Origin of the sequence: uncultured Oscillibacter sp., assembly GCF_900546705.1 — a bacterium.
Lineage (GTDB): Bacteria > Bacillota > Clostridia > Oscillospirales > Oscillospiraceae > Oscillibacter.
The window spans coordinates 1-18,253 of the sequence record NZ_URDP01000009.1 but is presented as its reverse complement, the minus strand read 5'-3'; the positions used below and the strand labels follow the sequence as shown (position 1 = coordinate 18,253).

19 protein-coding genes are annotated in these 18,253 nt (G+C 62.9%); 13 read left to right on the top strand and 6 right to left on the bottom strand.

Features of this window, described 5'->3' with window-relative positions:
* Positions 1–11: 11 nt before the first annotated feature.
* The 4 genes from iolG to QZS13_RS03340 all read left to right on the top strand — a co-directional run bounded on the left by iolG (position 12) and on the right by QZS13_RS03340 (position 4,168).
* Positions 12–1,025 (top strand): inositol 2-dehydrogenase, encoded by a 1,014-nt coding sequence (gene iolG / locus QZS13_RS03355; protein WP_295585461.1) that lies wholly within the window; start codon positions 12–14, stop codon positions 1,023–1,025.
* Between the two features lie 71 nt (positions 1,026–1,096).
* On the top strand, positions 1,097–1,930 hold the full coding sequence (locus QZS13_RS03350) for a transketolase (protein WP_295585459.1): 834 nt from the start codon (positions 1,097–1,099) through the stop codon (positions 1,928–1,930).
* A 15-nt stretch (positions 1,931–1,945) separates the two neighbouring features.
* Positions 1,946–2,917, top strand: a complete 972-nt coding sequence (locus tag QZS13_RS03345) for a transketolase family protein (protein WP_295585457.1) — start codon at positions 1,946–1,948, stop codon at positions 2,915–2,917.
* Between the two features lie 75 nt (positions 2,918–2,992).
* On the top strand, positions 2,993–4,168 hold the full coding sequence (locus QZS13_RS03340; protein ID WP_295585455.1) for a 4-hydroxybutyrate dehydrogenase: 1,176 nt from the start codon (positions 2,993–2,995) through the stop codon (positions 4,166–4,168).
* Positions 4,169–4,243: 75 nt separating this feature from the next.
* On the opposite strand, the gene QZS13_RS03335 is transcribed toward QZS13_RS03340, so the two are convergent.
* Entirely contained in the window at positions 4,244–5,995 is a 1,752-nt protein-coding gene (locus tag QZS13_RS03335) for an ABC transporter ATP-binding protein (protein WP_295585453.1), read from the bottom strand.
* On the bottom strand, positions 5,992–7,701 hold the full coding sequence (locus tag QZS13_RS03330; protein WP_295585451.1) for an ABC transporter ATP-binding protein: 1,710 nt from the start codon (positions 7,699–7,701) through the stop codon (positions 5,992–5,994). The genes QZS13_RS03335 and QZS13_RS03330 overlap by 4 nt, the downstream gene beginning before the upstream one ends.
* Positions 7,702–7,977: 276 nt before the next feature.
* Here QZS13_RS03330 and QZS13_RS03325 point away from each other — a divergent pair, with 276 nt between their 5' ends.
* From QZS13_RS03325 to QZS13_RS03290, 8 genes are all read left to right on the top strand, one after another.
* Entirely contained in the window at positions 7,978–8,250 is a 273-nt protein-coding gene (locus QZS13_RS03325; protein ID WP_295585449.1) for a hypothetical protein, read from the top strand.
* A gap of 74 nt (positions 8,251–8,324) precedes the next feature.
* Positions 8,325–9,494, top strand: a complete 1,170-nt coding sequence (locus tag QZS13_RS03320) for an ABC transporter substrate-binding protein (protein WP_295585447.1) — start codon at positions 8,325–8,327, stop codon at positions 9,492–9,494.
* Positions 9,495–9,658: 164 nt separating this feature from the next.
* Positions 9,659–10,537: a branched-chain amino acid ABC transporter permease gene (locus QZS13_RS03315; RefSeq protein WP_295585445.1), complete on the top strand. Its 879-nt coding sequence runs from the start codon at positions 9,659–9,661 to the stop codon at positions 10,535–10,537.
* Between the two features lie 9 nt (positions 10,538–10,546).
* Complete coding sequence (locus tag QZS13_RS03310) at positions 10,547–11,623, top strand: branched-chain amino acid ABC transporter permease (protein ID WP_295585443.1); 1,077 nt, start codon at positions 10,547–10,549, stop codon at positions 11,621–11,623.
* 19 nt (positions 11,624–11,642) lie between these two features.
* Positions 11,643–12,464, top strand: a complete 822-nt coding sequence (locus QZS13_RS03305) for an ABC transporter ATP-binding protein (protein ID WP_366557934.1) — start codon at positions 11,643–11,645, stop codon at positions 12,462–12,464.
* Between the two features lie 11 nt (positions 12,465–12,475).
* A complete protein-coding gene (locus QZS13_RS03300; RefSeq protein ID WP_366557933.1) occupies positions 12,476–13,177 on the top strand; it encodes an ABC transporter ATP-binding protein in 702 nt (233 codons plus the stop codon).
* Between the two features lie 106 nt (positions 13,178–13,283).
* Positions 13,284–13,796, top strand: a complete 513-nt coding sequence (locus QZS13_RS03295; RefSeq protein ID WP_295585438.1) for a transcription repressor NadR — start codon at positions 13,284–13,286, stop codon at positions 13,794–13,796.
* A 101-nt stretch (positions 13,797–13,897) separates the two neighbouring features.
* Entirely contained in the window at positions 13,898–14,986 is a 1,089-nt protein-coding gene (locus QZS13_RS03290) for a PTS transporter subunit IIC (protein ID WP_295585435.1), read from the top strand.
* Between the two features lie 35 nt (positions 14,987–15,021).
* Here QZS13_RS03290 and QZS13_RS03285 read toward each other — a convergent pair whose 3' ends face one another.
* Positions 15,022–15,711: a helix-turn-helix domain-containing protein gene (locus QZS13_RS03285; RefSeq protein ID WP_295585433.1), complete on the bottom strand. Its 690-nt coding sequence runs from the start codon at positions 15,709–15,711 to the stop codon at positions 15,022–15,024.
* 94 nt (positions 15,712–15,805) lie between these two features.
* On the opposite strand from QZS13_RS03285, the gene QZS13_RS03280 reads away from it, so the two are divergent.
* Complete coding sequence (locus QZS13_RS03280) at positions 15,806–16,225, top strand: PPC domain-containing DNA-binding protein (protein WP_295585431.1); 420 nt, start codon at positions 15,806–15,808, stop codon at positions 16,223–16,225.
* A 52-nt stretch (positions 16,226–16,277) separates the two neighbouring features.
* On the opposite strand, the gene QZS13_RS03275 is transcribed toward QZS13_RS03280, so the two are convergent.
* From QZS13_RS03275 to QZS13_RS03265, 3 genes are read right to left on the bottom strand one after another with little or no spacing between them, the layout of a single operon-like run.
* A complete protein-coding gene (locus QZS13_RS03275; protein ID WP_295585429.1) occupies positions 16,278–17,243 on the bottom strand; it encodes a tRNA-dihydrouridine synthase in 966 nt (321 codons plus the stop codon).
* A complete protein-coding gene (locus tag QZS13_RS03270) occupies positions 17,240–17,590 on the bottom strand; it encodes an arsenate reductase family protein (RefSeq protein WP_295585427.1) in 351 nt (116 codons plus the stop codon). The genes QZS13_RS03275 and QZS13_RS03270 overlap by 4 nt, the downstream gene beginning before the upstream one ends.
* Before the next feature lie 35 nt (positions 17,591–17,625).
* Positions 17,626–18,129, bottom strand: a complete 504-nt coding sequence (locus tag QZS13_RS03265; protein WP_295585425.1) for a GreA/GreB family elongation factor — start codon at positions 18,127–18,129, stop codon at positions 17,626–17,628.
* Positions 18,130–18,253: the final 124 nt, after the last annotated feature.

Here is an 18,253-nt window from a genome sequence, read left to right as displayed (position 1 = left end):
AGGAGGCTTTTATGCTCCAGCTCGGCATCATCGGCGCCGGCCGCATGGGCCGCGTCCACATCCAAGGCATCGTCTCCGGCGTCCCCGGTGCCCGCATCCGTGCCATCGCCGCGCCGCACCTGCGGCCCGAAATCCAGCGCCTGGCGCAGGAGGCCGGTGCGCAGGTGCTGACGCAGGACTACCGGGAGGTACTCCGGGACCCCCAGATCGACGCCGTGCTCATCTGCTCCCCCTCGGACACCCACGCCGCCATCTCCCTGGAGGCACTGGCGGCCGGCAAGCACGTTTTCTGCGAAAAACCGGTGGATCTTTCGCTTGTTAAAATCCAAACGGTCATTGACGCGGCAAGCCGCTCGGGGTTAAAATACCAAGTGGGATTCAACCGCCGTTTTGACCACAATTTCCAGGCCCTCCACCAGGCTGTGCAGGACGGGAAGGTCGGGTCGGTGCAGATGGTCAAGATCTGCTCCAGGGACTCCGAGCCGCCCACTGCAAAATTCGTGCGCTCTTCCGGCGGATTGTTTCTGGATATGACGGTCCACGATCTGGACATGGTCCGCTTTCTCTCCGGCTGTGAGGTGGAAGAGGTCTATGCCGCCGGATCGGTGCTCGTCGACCCGGCCATCGGCCGGGAGGGCGACGTGGACACCGCCGCGGCGGTATTGCGTCTGCGGGGCGGCGCCCTGGCCGTGATTGACAACTCCCGCCGGGCGGTCTACGGATACGACCAGCGGGCTGAGGTGTTCGGCTCTCTGGGCTGCGTGTCCATCGGAAACGACGCCCCCTCCACCGCCGTTCTGGCCACAGCCGACGGCATTCGCCGCCAGGGTCCTCCCTGGTTTTTCCTGGAGCGGTATCTGCCCGCTTTTCAGGAGGAGATCCGGCAGTTTGTCCGCGCTGTGGAAGACGATTCCCCCGTGCCTGTGGGCGGCGAGGACGCCCTGCGGGCCACCGTGCTGGCCATCGCCTGCACCCGGTCGGCCCGGGAGCATCGCCCCGTCCGACTGGAGGAAGTTTCCCTTTGATCCGTGCATCCGGCGCCGCCGGGCTTTGGCCCTGCGTCCGCCAATCAAAAAAGGAAAGGAAGAAACACCCGATGAATGAGAAAAACTGCAAGGTTCTGGCAGCTCAGATTCGTCTGGAGACTCTGAAGGTCATCCACTCCCGTGGGTTCGGCCATGTGGGCGGCTCCATGGATCTGGCTGACCTGATGGCCGTCCTTTACGGCGAGGTCATGAAATTCGACCCCAAGAACCCCCGCTGGGAAGACCGCGACTGGATGGTGCTGTCCAAGGGCCACGCCGGCCCCGTGGCCTACGCCACCTACGGCCTGATGGGCTACTATCCCATGGAGGAGGCCTATACCCTCAATCATCCCCACACCAAGTTCCCCAGCCACACCGACCGCAAGCTGACCCCCGGCGTGGATCTGACCACCGGCTCTCTGGGTCAGGGCGTGTCCACCGCTGTGGGCGCCGCTCTTGGCAACAAGATCGACGGCCGCACCAACCACGTCTTCTGCGTGGTGGGCGACGGCGAGGCCGACGAGGGCCAGGTGTGGGAGGGCTTCCATTTTGCCTACGCCCACAAGCTGGACAACATCATCTTCTTCATCGATAAGAACGGCTATCAGCTGGACGGCCCCACCGACGACATTCTGGCCCACGGCGACCTGGCCAAGAAGGCTGAGGCCTTCGGCCTGTACACCCAGGAGATCGACGGCCACGACGTGACCGCCATCTATAACGCCATCCAGAACGCCTTCGCCAAGAAGGGTGTGCCCAGCTGCATCGTGCTGGACACCTGCAAGGGCAAGGGTGCCACCTTCGCCGAGCCCAAGCACGACCACTCCTCTCAGCCCAACGAAGAACAGTGGGCCGAGGCGCTGGCCGCTGCCGAAAAGGCTTACGAAGACGCCAAGAACGCTTAAAGGAGGGCCAGAGCTATGAATGTGAAACTGATCGGAAAGCATGAAAAGGATTCCCGGGCCTGCCGGGATGGTCTCGCTCTGACTCTGAACGAGATGATGGCGGAGGACAAGTCCATCTGCTACGTGGACTGCGACCTGATGGGCTGCATCAACACCAAGATGCTCAAGAAGAATTATCCCGACCGGGCCTTTGAGGCCGGTATCGCCGAGGCCAACGGCGCCGGCGTGGCCGCCGGTCTTGCTGCCACCGGCAAGAAGGTCTTCTTCCACTCCTTCGGTACCTTCTCCTCCCGCCGCTGCTATGACCAGATCTACATGTCCGCCGCCTACGCGGGCCTCAGCGTCCGGGTTCTGGGCTCCGACGCCGGTGTCACCGCCGCGTTCAACGGCGGCACCCACATGCCCCTGGAGGACGGCGGCATGTATCTGTCCATCCCCGGCACCACCGTGCTGGACCCCGCCGACTACGACCAGCTCAAGAGCATCACCCGTCAGCTGGTGAACGTGGAGGGCGTCAGCTACACCCGCTTCGTCCGCAAGGGCATCATCCAGGTCTACGGCGAGGGCTCCGAGTTTGAGATCGGCAAGGGCGTGGTGCTCCACGAGTCTGACAAGGACGTGGCCACCATCATCACCTCCGGCATCATGGTGGACGAGAGCCTGAAGGCCTACGAGGCCCTGGCTGCGGAGGGCATCTCCGTCCGGGTCATCGATATGTTCACCTGGAAGCCCCTGGACGAGGAGCTGGTCATCAAGGCCGCCCGCGAGACCGGTGCTATCGTCACTGCCGAAAACCACAACGTCACCTGCGGTCTGGGCAGCGTGGTGGCCAACTGCCTGGCCAAGAACCTGCCCACCGTGCAGGAGTTCGTGGGCGTGCAGGACCGGTTCGGCCAGGTGGGTCCCCAGGACTTCCTGATGGACGAGTACGGCCTGCGCGCGGCCAACATCGTCGCCGCGGTGAAGAAGGCCGTCTCCCGCAAGTAATTTCGGATACCCGGCAGGGCCCGTCGGGCCCTGCCTGTATCGCCATAGCAAATAATTTGTAAAGGAGAACCAAACATGGATGCATTCAGCGCTTCTTTGATGGCCGACAAGAGAGAAATTATCTTTGCCCCCACCGTGTACAAGTTCAAGACCTTTGCCGACATGGCCAAGGAATTCAACCTGAACGAGCGGGATGTGGTGCTCACCAACGAGTTCATCTACACCCCCTTCATGAAGGACCTGGGCCTCAAGTGCAACTTCGTGTTCCAGGAGAAGTTCGGTGCCGGCGAGCCCAGCGAGGAAATGATCCAAGTCATGTACGACGCCATCCCCTACGACAGCTATGACCGTGTCATCGCTGTGGGCGGCGGCGCCATCATGGACCTTTGCAAGCTGCTGGGCTGCAAGCGTCCCGACACCGTGCACAACCTGTATTTCAAGCGCTTCCCCGTTGTGCATGAGAAGGACGTCATTGCCATCCCCACCACCTGCGGCACCGGCTCCGAGTGCACCAACATCTCCGTGGCCATCGTCAAGGACGAGAAGGACGGCGTGCTCACCGGCGGCGAGACCAAGCTGGGCCTGGTGTCCGACGACATCATCCCCAACAAGGTGTGCCTGATCCCCGACCTGCTGCGGACCCTGCCCTACAAGCCCTTTGCCTGCTCCGCCATCGACGCTCTGGTCCACGCCACTGAGTCCTTCCTGAGCCCCCACCGCAAGACCATGACCTCTGAGCTCTTCAGCGAGAAGGCCATGGACATGATCCTCAAGGGCTTCAAGCTCATCGACGAGAAGGGTCAGGATGCCCGCTTCGAGTATATGGACGAGTTCGTCACCGCTTCCTTCTACGCCGGCATCGCCTTCCTGAAGGCCGGCTGCGGCCCTGTCCACGGCATGAGCTTCCCTCTGGGCGGCACCTATCATGTGCCTCACGGCGAGAGCAACTACATGCTCTTCGGCGCCATTCTGGACTACTACGATGAGAAGAAGCCCGACGGCGAGATCATGAAGTTCAAGCAGCTCATTGCCAGCATCACCGGCTGCGAGGTCAAGGACGCCATTCCCTACCTCAACGCCCTGCTCCAGCGCATTCTGCCCCTGCGCCCCCTGCGGGACTGCGGCTTCACCGAAGCCGACTTCAAGGCCTTCCCCCTGTCCGTGGAGGCCAACCAGCAGCGCCTGATGACCAACGCCTACTATCCCTTCGATCTGGAGAGCGAAGAGGCCATCTACCGCAAGTGCTATTGATCGTTCCCGGCAGTCTGACCGGAAAACAAGGAGCCGGAGAGGCAATCGCCTCTCCGGCTCTCTTTTTCTCTCCGCTCACAGATCCTCACGGGCCCACTGGGCGGCGTACAACGCCGCGTAGGTACCGCCACGGCGCAGCAGCTCGTCGTGGGTACCCGACTCGGCCACGGTGCCGTTTTCCAGCACCAGAATCCGGTCGGCTCCCCGGATGGTGGCCAGTCGGTGGGCGATGACAAAGCAGGTGCGGCCACGGCGCAGATTCTCCATGGCCTGGCTGATGGCCCCCTCCGTCTCCGTGTCCACGTTGGAGGTGGCCTCGTCCAAAATCACGATGTCCGCATCCGTCAGAAAGCACCGGGCGATGGCCAGCAGCTGCCGCTGGCCCTTGGACACCCCTGCTCCCTCATCCGCGAGCACCGTGTCATATCCCTGGGGCAGCGACATGATATAGCGGTGAATGCGGGCCGCCTTGGCCGCCTGGATGATCTGCTCCCGGGTGGCGCCGGGTGTGCCGTAGGCGATATTTTCGGCAATGGTGCCGCCGAAGAGCCAGGTGTCCTGCATCACCAGCGCCAATCGCCGGCGCAGCCCGTCCCGGCTGTAGTCCCCTACCGGTACGCCGTCGATGGTGATGGAGCCGCTCTGTGGCGTGTAGAACCGCAGCAGCAGGCTCACCAGCGTGGTCTTTCCCGCGCCGGTGGCCCCCACCACCGCCACCAGCGTCCCCGCCGGAATGTGGGCAGTGAATTCCCGCAGCACCGGCTTTTGCGGGTCGTAGCCGAACACCACACGGTCAAAGTCGATGGCGCCCCGCAGGGATTTGGCAGGTACCGCGTCCGGCCCGTCCCCCGGCTCGGTTGGCTGTGCGATCAGCTCCAGCACCCGCTCTGCCGCCGCCACGCTGGCCTGGAGCTCCCCCAGCAGATCCGCCGCCTCCCGGATGGGGCCGGAGAACTTCCGGGAGTAGAGCACAAAGGAGGTCAGCGTGCTCAGAGGCAGTCCCCCGCCCAGATACAGCAGGGCGCCGAACACGCTGATGGCGGCCAGGGACAGGTTGTTGATGAAGTTCACCGAGGGTCCCAGGGCCACACTGGCCCGGTCGGCCTCATAGTAGGCCCGGGACGCCTTCTCGTTGAATTCGGAAAACTGGCGGATGTCCGCCTCCTCCACCCCGTAGACCCGGATGGCCTGGCGGCAGGCCATCCGCTCCTCCGCAAATCCGTTGAGGGCACCCAGCTCCCGGGACCGCCGGCGGAACAGGGGCTGAATCCGCCGCATCTGGGCCCAGGTGAGCACCACCGACAGCGGCACCGTTACGAAAAATACCAGCGACAGCCTGGGCGAGAGAAGCAGCAGCATGGCAAAGGAGCCCCCCACCGTCAAAAAGCTGGTGGCAATCTGCAAAAGATCCGTGGACAGCGTAGCATTCACCGTATCCACGTCGTAGCAGATGCGGCTGATGATGTCCCCGGCGGGGTGAGTGTCAAAATACTCCACCGGCAGTTCGCTGACCCGGTCGAACGCCGCCCGGCGCAGGTCATAGGACACGGACTGGGCCAGGCGGATCATCCGGGACGAGACCAGGTAGTTCAGGGCGGATGCCCCGGCGCAGCACACACCCATCCCGGCGCAGCAGCGCCCCACCGCCCCAAAGTCCACCGCCCCCGGCTCCGTGCCCACAGCGCCTACCCCCCAGCCTGAGAGCATGGGGATGCACAGCGTCAGCAGGTTGTTGGCCACCAAACACACCGCCAGGACGCACAGCCTCCCGCCGTAGGGCCGCAGAAACGGCCACAGCCGCCGCAGCACCGCTCGTTTTTTCTTCATACGGCCTCCTCCCCCATTTGCAGCTGGGCCATGCGCCGGTAACGGGGACAATCCCGGATCAGTGCCTCATGGCTCCCCTGGTGGGTGATGCACCCGTCCTCCAGCACCAAGATGTGGTCCGCCTGACGCAGCGAGGCAATCCGCTCGGAGATCACCACCAGGGTGATGTCCGGAAATTCCCGGTGGACGGCGGCGTGGAGCGCCGCAGCGGTGCGGTAGTCCAGGGCGCTGTCCGCACTGTCCAGCACCAGCACCGGCGGACGGCCCGCCAAAGCCCGGGCGACCAGCAGCCGCTGGCGCTGGCCGCCGGAGAGGTTGGCCCCCCGCAGCTCCACCGCCGCGTCCAGTCCCCCCGGCATCCGGGAGATGAACGACCAGGCCTGGGCCGTCCGCGCCGCCCGCTCCACGTCCTCCCGGGGAAGATGGCGCAAAAAGGAGATATTTTCATAGACCGTGCCTGCCAGCAGCGTGTCGTTCTGGAACACCACGCCGAACCGGTCGGACAGCGCCCGGCGCTGGTAAGACCGCACATCCGCGCCGCCCACCCACACGGTGCCCTCGTCCGCGTCGTACAGCCGCAGCAGCAGACTCACCAGCGTGGTCTTTCCGCTGCCAGTGGGGCCCAGGATGCCCAGCGTCTGCCCCTTTTGCAGGGAAAAGGAGGCCTCACTCAAGTCCTGCTCCACCCCCAGGTAGGAAAAGGATACCTGCTCCATGCCCAGCTCCGCGCCGTTTTTCTTCTCCGGCAGGTACACCGGCTGATCCATGAGTGCATGCAGTACCTGTTCGATGCGCCGGGCAGAGGCGGCGCCTTTGCTGATGCGCAAAAATGTCTTGGAAACGCCCAAGGTGGCCGTCTGAATCAGGGTAAAGTAGGACAAAAAAGCCACGATCTGCCCGGAGGCCATCCGTCCCTCCTGTACCCGCACCGCTCCCACGGCTACCACCAGGATCAGCCCCACGTTCAGCAGAAAGTCCGTGGTGGGGTTGGCAGCCGCCATGACCACGCCGGCCTCGGACTCCCGGTCCCTGGCGGCGGCGTTGGCCGTTTCAAACCGCTGCCGCTCCCGGTTCTGACAGCCCAGCGCCTTGATGACCCGGACGCCGGCAGCGTTCTCCCGGATGATCCGCACCACCGTGTCCACCGCCGTCTGGGCGGCGGTATAGCGGGGGATGCCCCGGCGCGTCACCTGATAGATGGTGAAAAACGTGGCCGCGCAGACCCCCAGCTGCACCAGTGCCAGCACCGGCTCCAGCAAAAACGTCAGTGTCAGTCCCCCCAGCACCAGCATGGGGGCCCGGATGCCGCCCCGCTGCACCTTATCCACCATCTGATGCACATTATATGTATCGTTGGTCAGGCGGGAGACCAGGGATGAGACGGAGAACCGGTCCATCTGGGCGCAGGAGAGGCCCGCCGTCCTGGCGTACAGGTCACGGCGCAGGGCACAGGTCATCTCCATGGACACCCGCGCCGCCATCCGGTTGGCCGTGATGTTGCATCCCACGGCGCCGAAGGCCACCGCCGCCATGACCGCCCCCGTCCGCCAGATGGGTCCCATGTCCCCCAGAGGCACCAGATCGTCGATCACGTGGGCCAGCAGCAGCGGCAAGACAAGCTCCAGCACCGCGGCCATAAACTTGATGCTCACGCCGCAGGCAACCCGGAGCCAGTAGGGCCGCAGATACCCCAGTACCGTCCGCACAGCCTTTTCCTCCTCTCCGGGCTCAAACGTTTGCGAAAGCCCGTGTATGTCTGTCCCCATCATATCATATCCCCCCTGCAAGTCAATCCCGTTTTGTTGTTATGCGCAACTATTTTTTTAAATCAGCCTCATTTTTTGAATTTTTTGTAAATAATACCGGTTTCGCTCCGCCGTTTTCTGTGTGTTTTGACGGCAAACAGCGGATTGACTTTAGTCCTTTGAATGAGTACAATAAAAAGTAATTTCCAGGCAGTCTTGCAGAAAGGAGACGGCACCATGACGTACGCAATGTTCACTTCCCACATGAAGTCCTATCGTGCGTCTGCCCATCAGGCAGAGGCCGCTTCCTCCTGCGCGCATTGTGCCGCTTATACTGCCATCCGTGTGATTCTGGACGCCATTATTGTGGCGTCCATTATTATTTTCGCCCTGGTATGCCTGGTAAACATTCTGGTAGCGGGCATTTCCCTGCTGAACCTGGCTTTGCTGGCAGTCCTGCTGGGTTGGTTCTTATCCCCCATGCCGCGAAAGCGCACATTACTGTTGTGATACAGTAAAGCGGTTCCGCTCATGGGCGGAGCCGCTTTTTTGTATAATATTTTTTCAATAAAGGAGAAAAGATGATGAACAAGAAGTTTGCATGTCTTGCCATGGCGCTGGCCATGGTGGCCGGGCTCACCGCCTGCGGCCAGCAGGATGGCGGCACCACCTCTGAAGACGGTGCCACCGCGGAAGGCGCCGCCTTCAAGATCGGCACCATCGGCCCCCTGACCGGTGACGCTGCTATCTACGGCCAGGCCGTGGCCAACGGCGCCAAGATCGCCGTGGACGAGATCAATGCCGCCGGCGGCGACATCCGGTTCGAGCTCAAGAGCGAGGACGATGTCAACGACGGTGAGACCTCCGTCAACGCCTACAACAACCTGATGGACTGGGGTATGCAGCTGCTGGTCGGCCCCACCACCACCGGCCCCTCTGTTTCCGTCGGTGCCAAGTGCTATGAGGACCGGACCTTCATGCTGACCCCCTCCGCCTCCTCCACCGACGTCACCTCCGGCAAGGACAACGTCTTCCAGGTCTGCTTCACCGACCCCAACCAGGGCACCAGCTCCGCCGACTACATGGCTGAGAACATGGCTGACGCCAAGATCTACGTCCTCTATCAGAACGATGACGCCTACTCTCAGGGCATCCGGGACGCTTTCGTCTCCGAGGCTGAGTCCAAGGGCCTGACCATCGTGGATGAGGGCACCTTCACCAAGGACACCGCCACCGACTTCTCCGTGCAGCTGACTGCCGCCCAGGCCGCCGGTGCCGACACGTTGTTCCTGCCCATGTACTATCAGCCCGCTTCCGTCATCCTCAGCCAGGCCAACGCCATGGGCTATGCGCCCACCTTCTTCGGCGTGGACGGCATGGACGGCATCCTGACCATGGAGGGCTTTGATCCCGCTCTGGCCGAGGGCGTCATGCTGCTGACTCCCTTCTCCGCCACCCTGGAGGAGAACCAGAGCTTCGTGAGCGAGTATGAAGATCAGTTCGGCGAGACCCCCAACCAGTTCGCCGCCGACGCCTATGACGCCGTGTACATCCTCAAGGCCGCTCTGGAGTCCGCCGGCTGCACGGCCGACATGTCCGCCGCCGACATCTGCGAGGCCATCGTCCCCGTCATGCCCACGCTGTCCTATGACGGCCTGACCGGCAAGGGCATGACCTGGTCCGCCGACGGTGCCGTGTCCAAGGATCCCACCGCCTTCGTCATCCAGGACGGCGTGTACGTCCTGCCCCAGTAATCTCCGGCGCGACGCATACAATTTGTAAAACCGCGGGGAAGCGGCTGCCGGGTCTCCCGGCAGCCCTTCCCGGGTTCTATGGTGGAAACAGGGGCGGCAGCGCCGCTGCTGCCCGTATTTCTGCCATAGAATGTGGAAAAGAGAAGAAAAAGAGGTGCTTCCTGATGGAATTTCTCTCCTACTTGATCAGCGGCATCAGCCTGGGCAGTGTGTACGCCATCATCGCCCTGGGCTATACCATGGTCTACGGCATTGCGAAAATGCTCAACTTCGCCCACGGCGACATCATCATGGTGGGCGGCTATATCTCTTACTGCGCCATGAACTACCTGGGGCTGCCCAGCGTGGTATCCGTGCTGCTGGCCATGGTGGTGTGCACCGTGCTGGGCGTGGTCATTGAGGGCCTTGCCTACAAGCCCCTGCGCGCCGCCCCGTCCCTGGCCGTGCTCATCACCGCCATCGGCGTGAGCTACTTCCTGCAAAATGCAGCCCAGCTCATCTGGTCTGCCGCACCCAAGGTCTACTCCCCGGTGGTCACCGGCTCTTTGAGCCTGTTCGGCGGCCAGCTCTCCATTTCCTATGTGTCCCTGCTCACTGTGGTCACCTGCCTTGTCATCATGGTGGGACTGACCATGTTCACCAGCATGACCCGCATGGGCAAGGCCATGCGCGCCTGCTCCGAGGACAAGGGCGCTGCCCAGCTCATGGGCATCAACGTCAATTTCACCATCTCCACCACCTTTGCCATCGGCTCTGCCCTGGCAGCCATCGCCGGCGTGCTGCTGTGCTCCTCCTACGGCACCCTCATGCCCACCACCGGCTCCATGCCCGGCATCAAGGCCTTCACCGCCGCCGTGTTTGGCGGCATCGGCTCCATCCCCGGCGCTTTCCTGGGCGGTCTGCTGCTTGGCATCATTGAGTCTATGGCCAAGGCCTATATCTCCACCAACCTGGCAAACTCCATCGTGTTCGCCGTGCTGATCGTGGTGCTGCTGGTGAAGCCCGCAGGTCTGCTGGGCAAGTACGTGCCCGAGAAAGTGTGAGGTGGTTCCATGAAAAAAATCAGTCAGCTGAAAAAGTCCACCCGAACGGACTTCGCCACCTATATCGGCGTCATCATCGCCTTCATCGTCATGAACCTGCTCCAGGGCAGCGGCGTCCTCTCCCGCTCCCTGACCGGCCAGCTGGTGCCCATCTGCTGCTACATGTCCATGGCAGTCTCCCTGAACCTGACCGTGGGCATTCTGGGCGAGCTGAGCCTGGGTCACGCGGGCTTCATGAGCGTGGGCGCCTTCTCCGGCATCATCGCTGCCATGAGCCTGCAAAACGCCATTCCCTCTGCTCCCCTCCGCCTGGCCGTGGCCATGGTGGTGGGCGCGGTATTCGCCGCCATCGCGGGCTTTATCGTGGGTATGCCCGTGCTGCGGCTGCGGGGCGACTACCTGGCCATCGTCACCCTGGCCTTCGGCGAGATCATCAAGGATCTGGTCAACTGCCTTCTGGTGGGCTACGATGAAAACGGCCTCCACATGGCCTTCAATCTCACCGGCAACATGTCCATCGCCGATCTGAACCTGACGGCGGGCGGCCTGGAAATCATCAAGGGCGCCCAGGGCGCCTCCGGTACCCGGACCATCGCCTCCTTCACCGCCGGATTCATTCTGGTGATGCTGACGCTGGTCATCGTGCTCAACCTGGTGCGCAGCCGCGCCGGCCGGGCCATCATGGCCCTGCGGGACAACCGCATCGCCGCCGAGAGCGTGGGCATCAACGTCACCAAGTACAAGCTCATGGCCTTTGTCACCTCCGCCGCTCTGGCGGGCGCCTCCGGCGCGCTGTACGGCCTGAACTTCTCCTCCCTCCAGGCGACCAAGTTCAACTTCAACACCTCCATTTTGATTCTGGTGTTCGTGGTGCTGGGCGGTCTGGGCAACATCTGGGGCTCCCTCATCGCCGCTGCGGCGCTGACGGTGCTGCCGGAGCTGCTGCGCGCGTTCTCCGACTATCGGATGCTGGTGTATGCCATCGTGCTGATTCTGGTGATGCTGGCCACCAACAACGAGCGCTGCCGCGTGCTGCTGGGCCGCGCCATCCCCGGCAGAAGAAAGGAGGCCGCCAACAATGGCTAAACAATTTGAAAAAGCCAAAATGGTGCCGGTTCCCAGCCGGGCCATCGTTCCCGAGCGGGATGTGGACAAATCCCCCATTCTGGAGTGCAGCCACCTGGGCATCGACTTCGGCGGTCTGAAAGCCGTGAACGACTTCAACCTGACCATCGGCCGCACGGAGATCGCCGGCCTCATCGGCCCCAACGGTGCCGGCAAGACCACCATCTTCAACCTGCTCACCAAGGTCTATCAGCCCACCCGGGGCACCATTTTGCTGGACGGTCTGGACACCGCCGGCAAGACTACCGCCCAGATCAACCGCATGGGCATCGCCCGTACGTTCCAGAACATCCGCCTTTTCAACAACCTGAGCGTGGAGGACAACGTGAAGATCGGCCTCCACAACCAGACCCACTACTCCGCCCTGGCCGGCGTGCTGCGCCTGCCGGGCTACTGGAAGCAGGAGCGGGCCGCCCACGAGCGGGCCATGGAGCTGCTGTCCATCTTCGACATGGAGCAGATGGCCTCCTTCAAGGCCGGTTCCCTGCCCTACGGTGCCCAGCGCCGCCTGGAGATTGTCCGGGCCCTGGCCACCAACCCCAGTCTGCTGCTGCTGGATGAGCCTGCAGCAGGCATGAACCCCTCCGAGACGGCGGAGCTTATGGAGAACATCGTCAAGATCCGGGATACCTTCCAGATCGCCATCATGCTCATCGAGCACGACATGAAGCTGGTCATGAGCATCTGCGAGGGCATCTGCGTGCTGAACTTCGGCCAGGTCATCGCCAAGGGCACCGCCGAGGAAATCCAATCCAACCCCACCGTCATTGAGGCGTACCTGGGCAAGCAGAAGGAGGCGTAAGCATGGAAACGATTTTGAAAGTAGACGACATCAACGTCTATTACGGGAGCATCCATGCCGTCAAGGGCATCTCCTTCGAGGTAAACCAAGGCGAGATCGTGACGCTGATCGGTGCCAACGGCGCCGGCAAGTCCACCACGCTGAACACCATCGCCGGACTCCTCCACAACCGCAGCGGCTCCGTCACCTTTATGGGTGAGCCGCTGAACAAGGTCCCCAGCCACAAGATCGTCTCCCGGGGCCTGGCCCTGGTCCCTGAGGGACGCCGGGTCTTTTTGCAGATGTCCGTCCAGGAAAACCTGGAGATGGGCGCCTACACCCAGTCCGGCGCCAACATCGCCCAGGACATGGAAAAGGTCTATAACACCTTCCCCCGCCTGCTGGAACGCCGTCGCCAGATCGCCGGCACCCTCTCCGGCGGCGAACAGCAGATGCTGGCCATGGGCCGGGCGCTCATGAGCCGACCCAAGCTGCTGATGCTGGATGAGCCCTCCATGGGCCTCGCCCCCATCCTGGTGGAGCAGATTTTCGACATCATCCGCAAGCTCCATCAAAGCGGCACCACGATCCTGCTGGTGGAGCAGAACGCCCAGGCCGCCCTCTCCGTGGCCGACCGGGGCTACGTGCTGGAAACCGGCCGCATCGTCACCTCCGGCACCGGCAAAGAGCTGCTGGAGAGCCCCGCCATCAAAAAAGCCTATCTGGGCGGCTGACCGGTACCAAAGGGAGCGCACGAAAGTGCGCTTCCTTTTTTCTTTGCGTTGCATTTTTCCGCTGGTGTGGTATACTGCTGTCATGACAGTGAAAGGAGCATCCCCTATGCGTGCCGAGCAGCGCCGTCAGGCCATCCGTGAAATTCTACATCAATCCCGCCAGCCCATCAGCGCCACGGCGCTGGCCGGCCGGTTCTCCGTCAGCCGCCAGATCATCGTGGGAGACATCGCCCTGCTGCGGGCCGCCGGAGACGCCATCTCCGCCACTCCCCGGGGCTACGTGGTGCTGCCGGAGTCGTCGGGCTTGGTGCGTCAGGTGGCCTGCCAGCACACCGCCGCGGAAATGGAGGCGGAGCTCAACGCCATGGTGGACGAGGGCTGCACCGTGCGGGACGTGATCGTGGAGCACCCGGTCTACGGCCAGCTCACCGGCTCGCTGCAGCTTGCCAGCCGCCATGATGTGCGCCAGTTCCTGGACCGCTGCGCCATCTCCGACGCCCGCCCCCTGTCCGATCTGACCGGCGGCATCCACCTGCACACCCTCTCCTGCCCCGACGAGGCCGCCCTGGAGCGGGTTCGCGCCGCCCTGCGGGCCCAGGGAGTGCTGCTGGAAGGATGATTGGGGCTTGACAGGAGACCTTGATGCGGGTATGATGTGGTATACAGGTGTCAAGACACCTGTATACCACATTTATTTTTATAGAGAAACAGGTGCTTCCCATGGAAAACTTCAAGGCATTCTTAAAACGGAAAAACATCGTCATCTCCGGCAAGCGATACGGCATTGACGCCCTGGGCGCCATGGCCCAGGGCCTTTTCTGCTCGCTGCTCATCGGCACCATCCTCAACACCCTGGGTACCCAGCTGGGGATCGAATTTCTGGTGACCGTGGGCGGCTACGCCTCCGCCATGAGCGGCGCGGCCATGGCTGTGGCCATCGGCTACGCCCTTCAGGCCCCGCCCATGGTGCTCTTCTCCCTGGTGACCGTGGGCTACGCCGCCAACGCCCTGGGCTCCACCACCCTCTCCGGCGGCAGCGGAGCCGGCGGCCCCCTGGCCGTGCTGTTCATCGCCGTCATCGCCGCGGAGCTGGGCAAGGCCGTCAGCAAGGAGACGAAAATCGACCTGCTGGTGACGCCCCTGGTGACCATTCTCTCCGGCGTGGCTCTGTCCGCCTGGTGGGCCCCCGCCATCGGCACTGCCGCCAGCGCCGTAGGCGACTTCGTCAAGTGGGCCACGGTGCTCCAGCCCTTCTGGATGGGCATTCTGGTGTCCGTGGTCATCGGCATCGCCCTGACGCTGCCCATCTCCTCCGCCGCCATCTGCGCCGCCATCGGCCTCACGGGCCTGGCAGGCGGCGCCGCCGTGGCCGGGTGCTGCGCCAACATGGTGGGCTTCGCGGTGCTCAGCTTCCGGGAAAACCGCTGGGGCGGCCTCATCAGCCAGGGCCTGGGCACGTCCATGCTGCAGATGGGCAACATCGTGAAGAATCCCCGGATCTGGCTGCCCGCCATCCTCACCTCCGCCATTACCGGACCGCTTGCCACCTGCGTGTTCCACTTTGAGATGAACGACCCCGCCTCCGGCGTAGCCAGCGGCATGGGCACCTGCGGCATGGTGGGCCCCATCGGCGTCTACACCGGCTGGGTCAACGACGTCTCTACCGGCGCCAAGGCCGCCATCACCGGCATGGATTGGCTGGCCATGGCCCTTTTGTGCTTCATCCTCCCCGCCGTCCTCACCTGGGCCTTCGGCCTGTTCTTCCGCCGCATCGGCTGGATCAAGGAGGGCGATCTGAAGCTCTCCTGACAAAGAAAACCCCCGGCTTGAAGCCGGGGGTTTTCTTATCGGTTAAAGGCCAGAAACAGCGTACAGCCGGACAGTGTCACAGAACTGTATCGGATCAAATCGTTTCCTGTGGTAGACATGGCTACATACCACTGCCGCAGTGGGTATTCATACACCGCCTCGGGACCATATCCGAAAAACGAAACGACCCAAAGGAGATAAGTCCCCAGGGCCAGCAGTCCCACCACCAGTAAAACCCACCGGACGCGGGCGCTGCGTACCCGGATATCCGCCCACAACGACAACAGCGAGGGGACCAGTGCCCCTACGGCAGCGTACCCTAACGGCACCACTGCCATGATGTACGTCAAAGAAGGCCACAGGATAAAGGTCTGCCCCTTCAGCTGATGCAGATACGGCTTGAGTGTCATCTCCATCACCAGCAGAGCCAGTGTCACGGCGGCAAACACTGCCGTGCACACCACATATCTCCGCTGGAACCGGGGATAGCCGCCCTCCGCCACTACCTCCGGCCCGTAAATCAGGGCCCGCACATCCACCTCCAGAGCCTCGGCCAGGGCCGTCAGGGTCTCCACATCCGGCGCCGTTTTGCCGGTCTCCCAGGAGGACACCGCCTGCCGGGTCACATGGAGCCGCTCCGCCAGAGCATCCTGGGTCAGTCCCGCCTGTTGGCGCAGTCTCTTGAGATTGCGTCCCACCATGTCCCTCACCTCCAGCTTTATCATAGCATCCACCCCCGGGTTTGTCACGCAATGATCCGTTGCGCTGGGCTGCGGAGTGTGGTATGCTGGAAAAAACCACAGCACAAGGAGGATACTTATGGAATATCGGAAATTCGGGGACACCTATCTCGTGCGGATGGACCCCGGCGAGGAGATTTTGGAGCAGGTGAAGAAGCTGGCCCTGGCGGAGAACATCCGCCTTGCCACCGTACAGGCTCTGGGGGCCGTGCGGGAGTTCACCGTGGGCGTCTTTGACACGGTCAGCAAGACCTATCACTCCAACGAGTTCTCCGGCCCCTATGAGATCGTCTCCCTGACGGGTACCATCGACTCCATGAACGGGGAATTCTACAGTCACCTGCACATGAGCGCCGGCGACAGCCAGGGCCACGTGGTGGGCGGCCACCTGAACCGGGCCGTCATCAGCGCCACCTGCGAGATGGCGGTGCGGGTACTGCCGGGCACCGTGGACCGGGCCTTCAGCCCGGAGGTGGGATTGAACCTCTGGAAGCTCTGAAAAAGGGCATAAAAACGCGCCGGACGGTCGATGCCGTCCGGCGCATTGCGTTTCATACCAGCGGGCCCACCGCGTGGTCCCGCAGGGGCAATGTGGAAAAGGCCTCCGCCTCCAGGGCCTCATACTCCCGGGGCGTCCGGCTGCGGCGCATGGACTTGTGGATCTTCTCACCCCCCTCAAAAAGGTGGATGAGATAGAACCACACCTCCTTCATCCGCTGAGCCGCCGGGCCCACCTGGCCGTAAAATTCCTGGTAGGCCTCATAGAGCTCGGCGGTGAAGTCCATAAGCTCCTGTCGGGTGGCGGGCGCGCCGCCGTGGAGCTTGCGCAGCAAGGCCGGGTCCGCCACAGCCCCCCGGCCGATCATCACCGCCTCCACGGCGGGAAAGTCCCGCTCAAAGGCCCGGACGTCCTCCACGGTCACCAGGTCCCCGTTATAGCAGACGGGATTGCGGCTGCGCGCCGCAGCCTGGGAAAACCAGTCCCGGTGGACCGCCCCCTTGTAAAACTCCTTCTGCACCCTGGGATGGACGGTGAGGCAGGCGATGGGATAGCGGTTGTAGATCTCCAGGAGCCGTTCAAACTCCTCCGGCGACTGTACCCCCAGCCGGGTCTTGACGGACACCGGCAGACGCACCGCGGCAAACACCTGGTCGAAAAACCGCTCCAGCTCGTCGGGCTTTGCCAGAAAGCCGGAACCCTTGCCCTTGGCGGTGACCGTGCCGGAGGGGCACCCCAGGTTCAGGTTCACCTCCCGGTAGCCCAGCTCCTCCATCAGGGACGCCGCCCACAAAAAGTCGTCGGCCCGGCGGGTCATGATCTGGGGTACCAGGGGAAGGCCCGGATTATTGTTTACGTCCAGCTCCCGCTGGTCCCGCTTGGTGACGATGTGCTGGTCCGTGGGCGAGAAAAAAGGAATGAAGTACCGGTCCGCGCCGCCGAAGCGGGCGTGAAACACCCGCCGGAACACCGCCTTGGTGATGCCGTCCAGCGGTGCAAAGTCCACCCGCTCAATCATCCCAGCCGCTGCTCCCACTCCGCTGCCCGGAAGCCAACCAGCACGAAGTCCTCGCCCACCAGAATGGGCCGCTTGACCAGCATGCCGTCCGTAGCCAGCAGCTCCAACTGGGCCTGCTCGTCCATCTCCGGCAGACGGTCCTTGAGGCCCAGGGCCTTGTACTGGAGGCCGCTGGTGTTGAAAAACCGCTTGAGGGGCAATCCGCTCATCTTCCACCACCGGCGCAGTTCCTCCGCCGTGGGGTTTTCAGTCTTGATATCCCGCAGGGTGTAGGCCGCACCGCGCTCTTCCAGGAAGGCACGGGCCTTCTGGCAGGTGCTGCACTTGGGGTAGCATACAAACAGCATATGGTCTCTCCTTTATCGTCTTATGAAACAGCCGCTCAAAAGCTGCCGATCTCCAGGCTCTCGTCATCCTCGCCCTTTTCAATGGCGCGGACCTCCACAAAGTACTTCATGGTGGGGCTGACCTCCACCTGGACCCGGTCGCCCACCCGGCGGCCCAGCAGGGCCTGTCCCACCGGGGACTCCTTACTGATAAGGCCCTTCAGTGCATTTTGCCGCAGGGTCGTCACGATCCGGATGGTCATCTCCTTTTTCACCATCTCGTTGAAGATGGTCACTTTGTCGAAAAGGCCCACCGCGTCGCCCTTGTCCTGCACTTCGATGACCTTCGCCGTGCGGATCATCCGCTCCAGGTAGCGGATGCGGCTCTCATTACGGTTTTTGGCCTGCTTGGCACACTTATATTCATAATTCTCGCTCAAGTCGCCGAAGGCACGGGCCGTCTGTACCTCCTCGATCAGCTGGGGGCGCTCCACCCGGATCCGGTGATCCAGCTCCTCCTGCATCTTTTTGATATCCACTGCCGTCAGCTCGTCGTACATGGAAACACCCTCCTGATCTTGAAAAATCCAAAAAAGAAACGCGGCCGCAAAGTTCGCTTTGCGGCCGCGTGGCGCAGAAGGAGGGATTTGAACCCTCGCGCCGGTTTTATCCAGCCTACTCCCT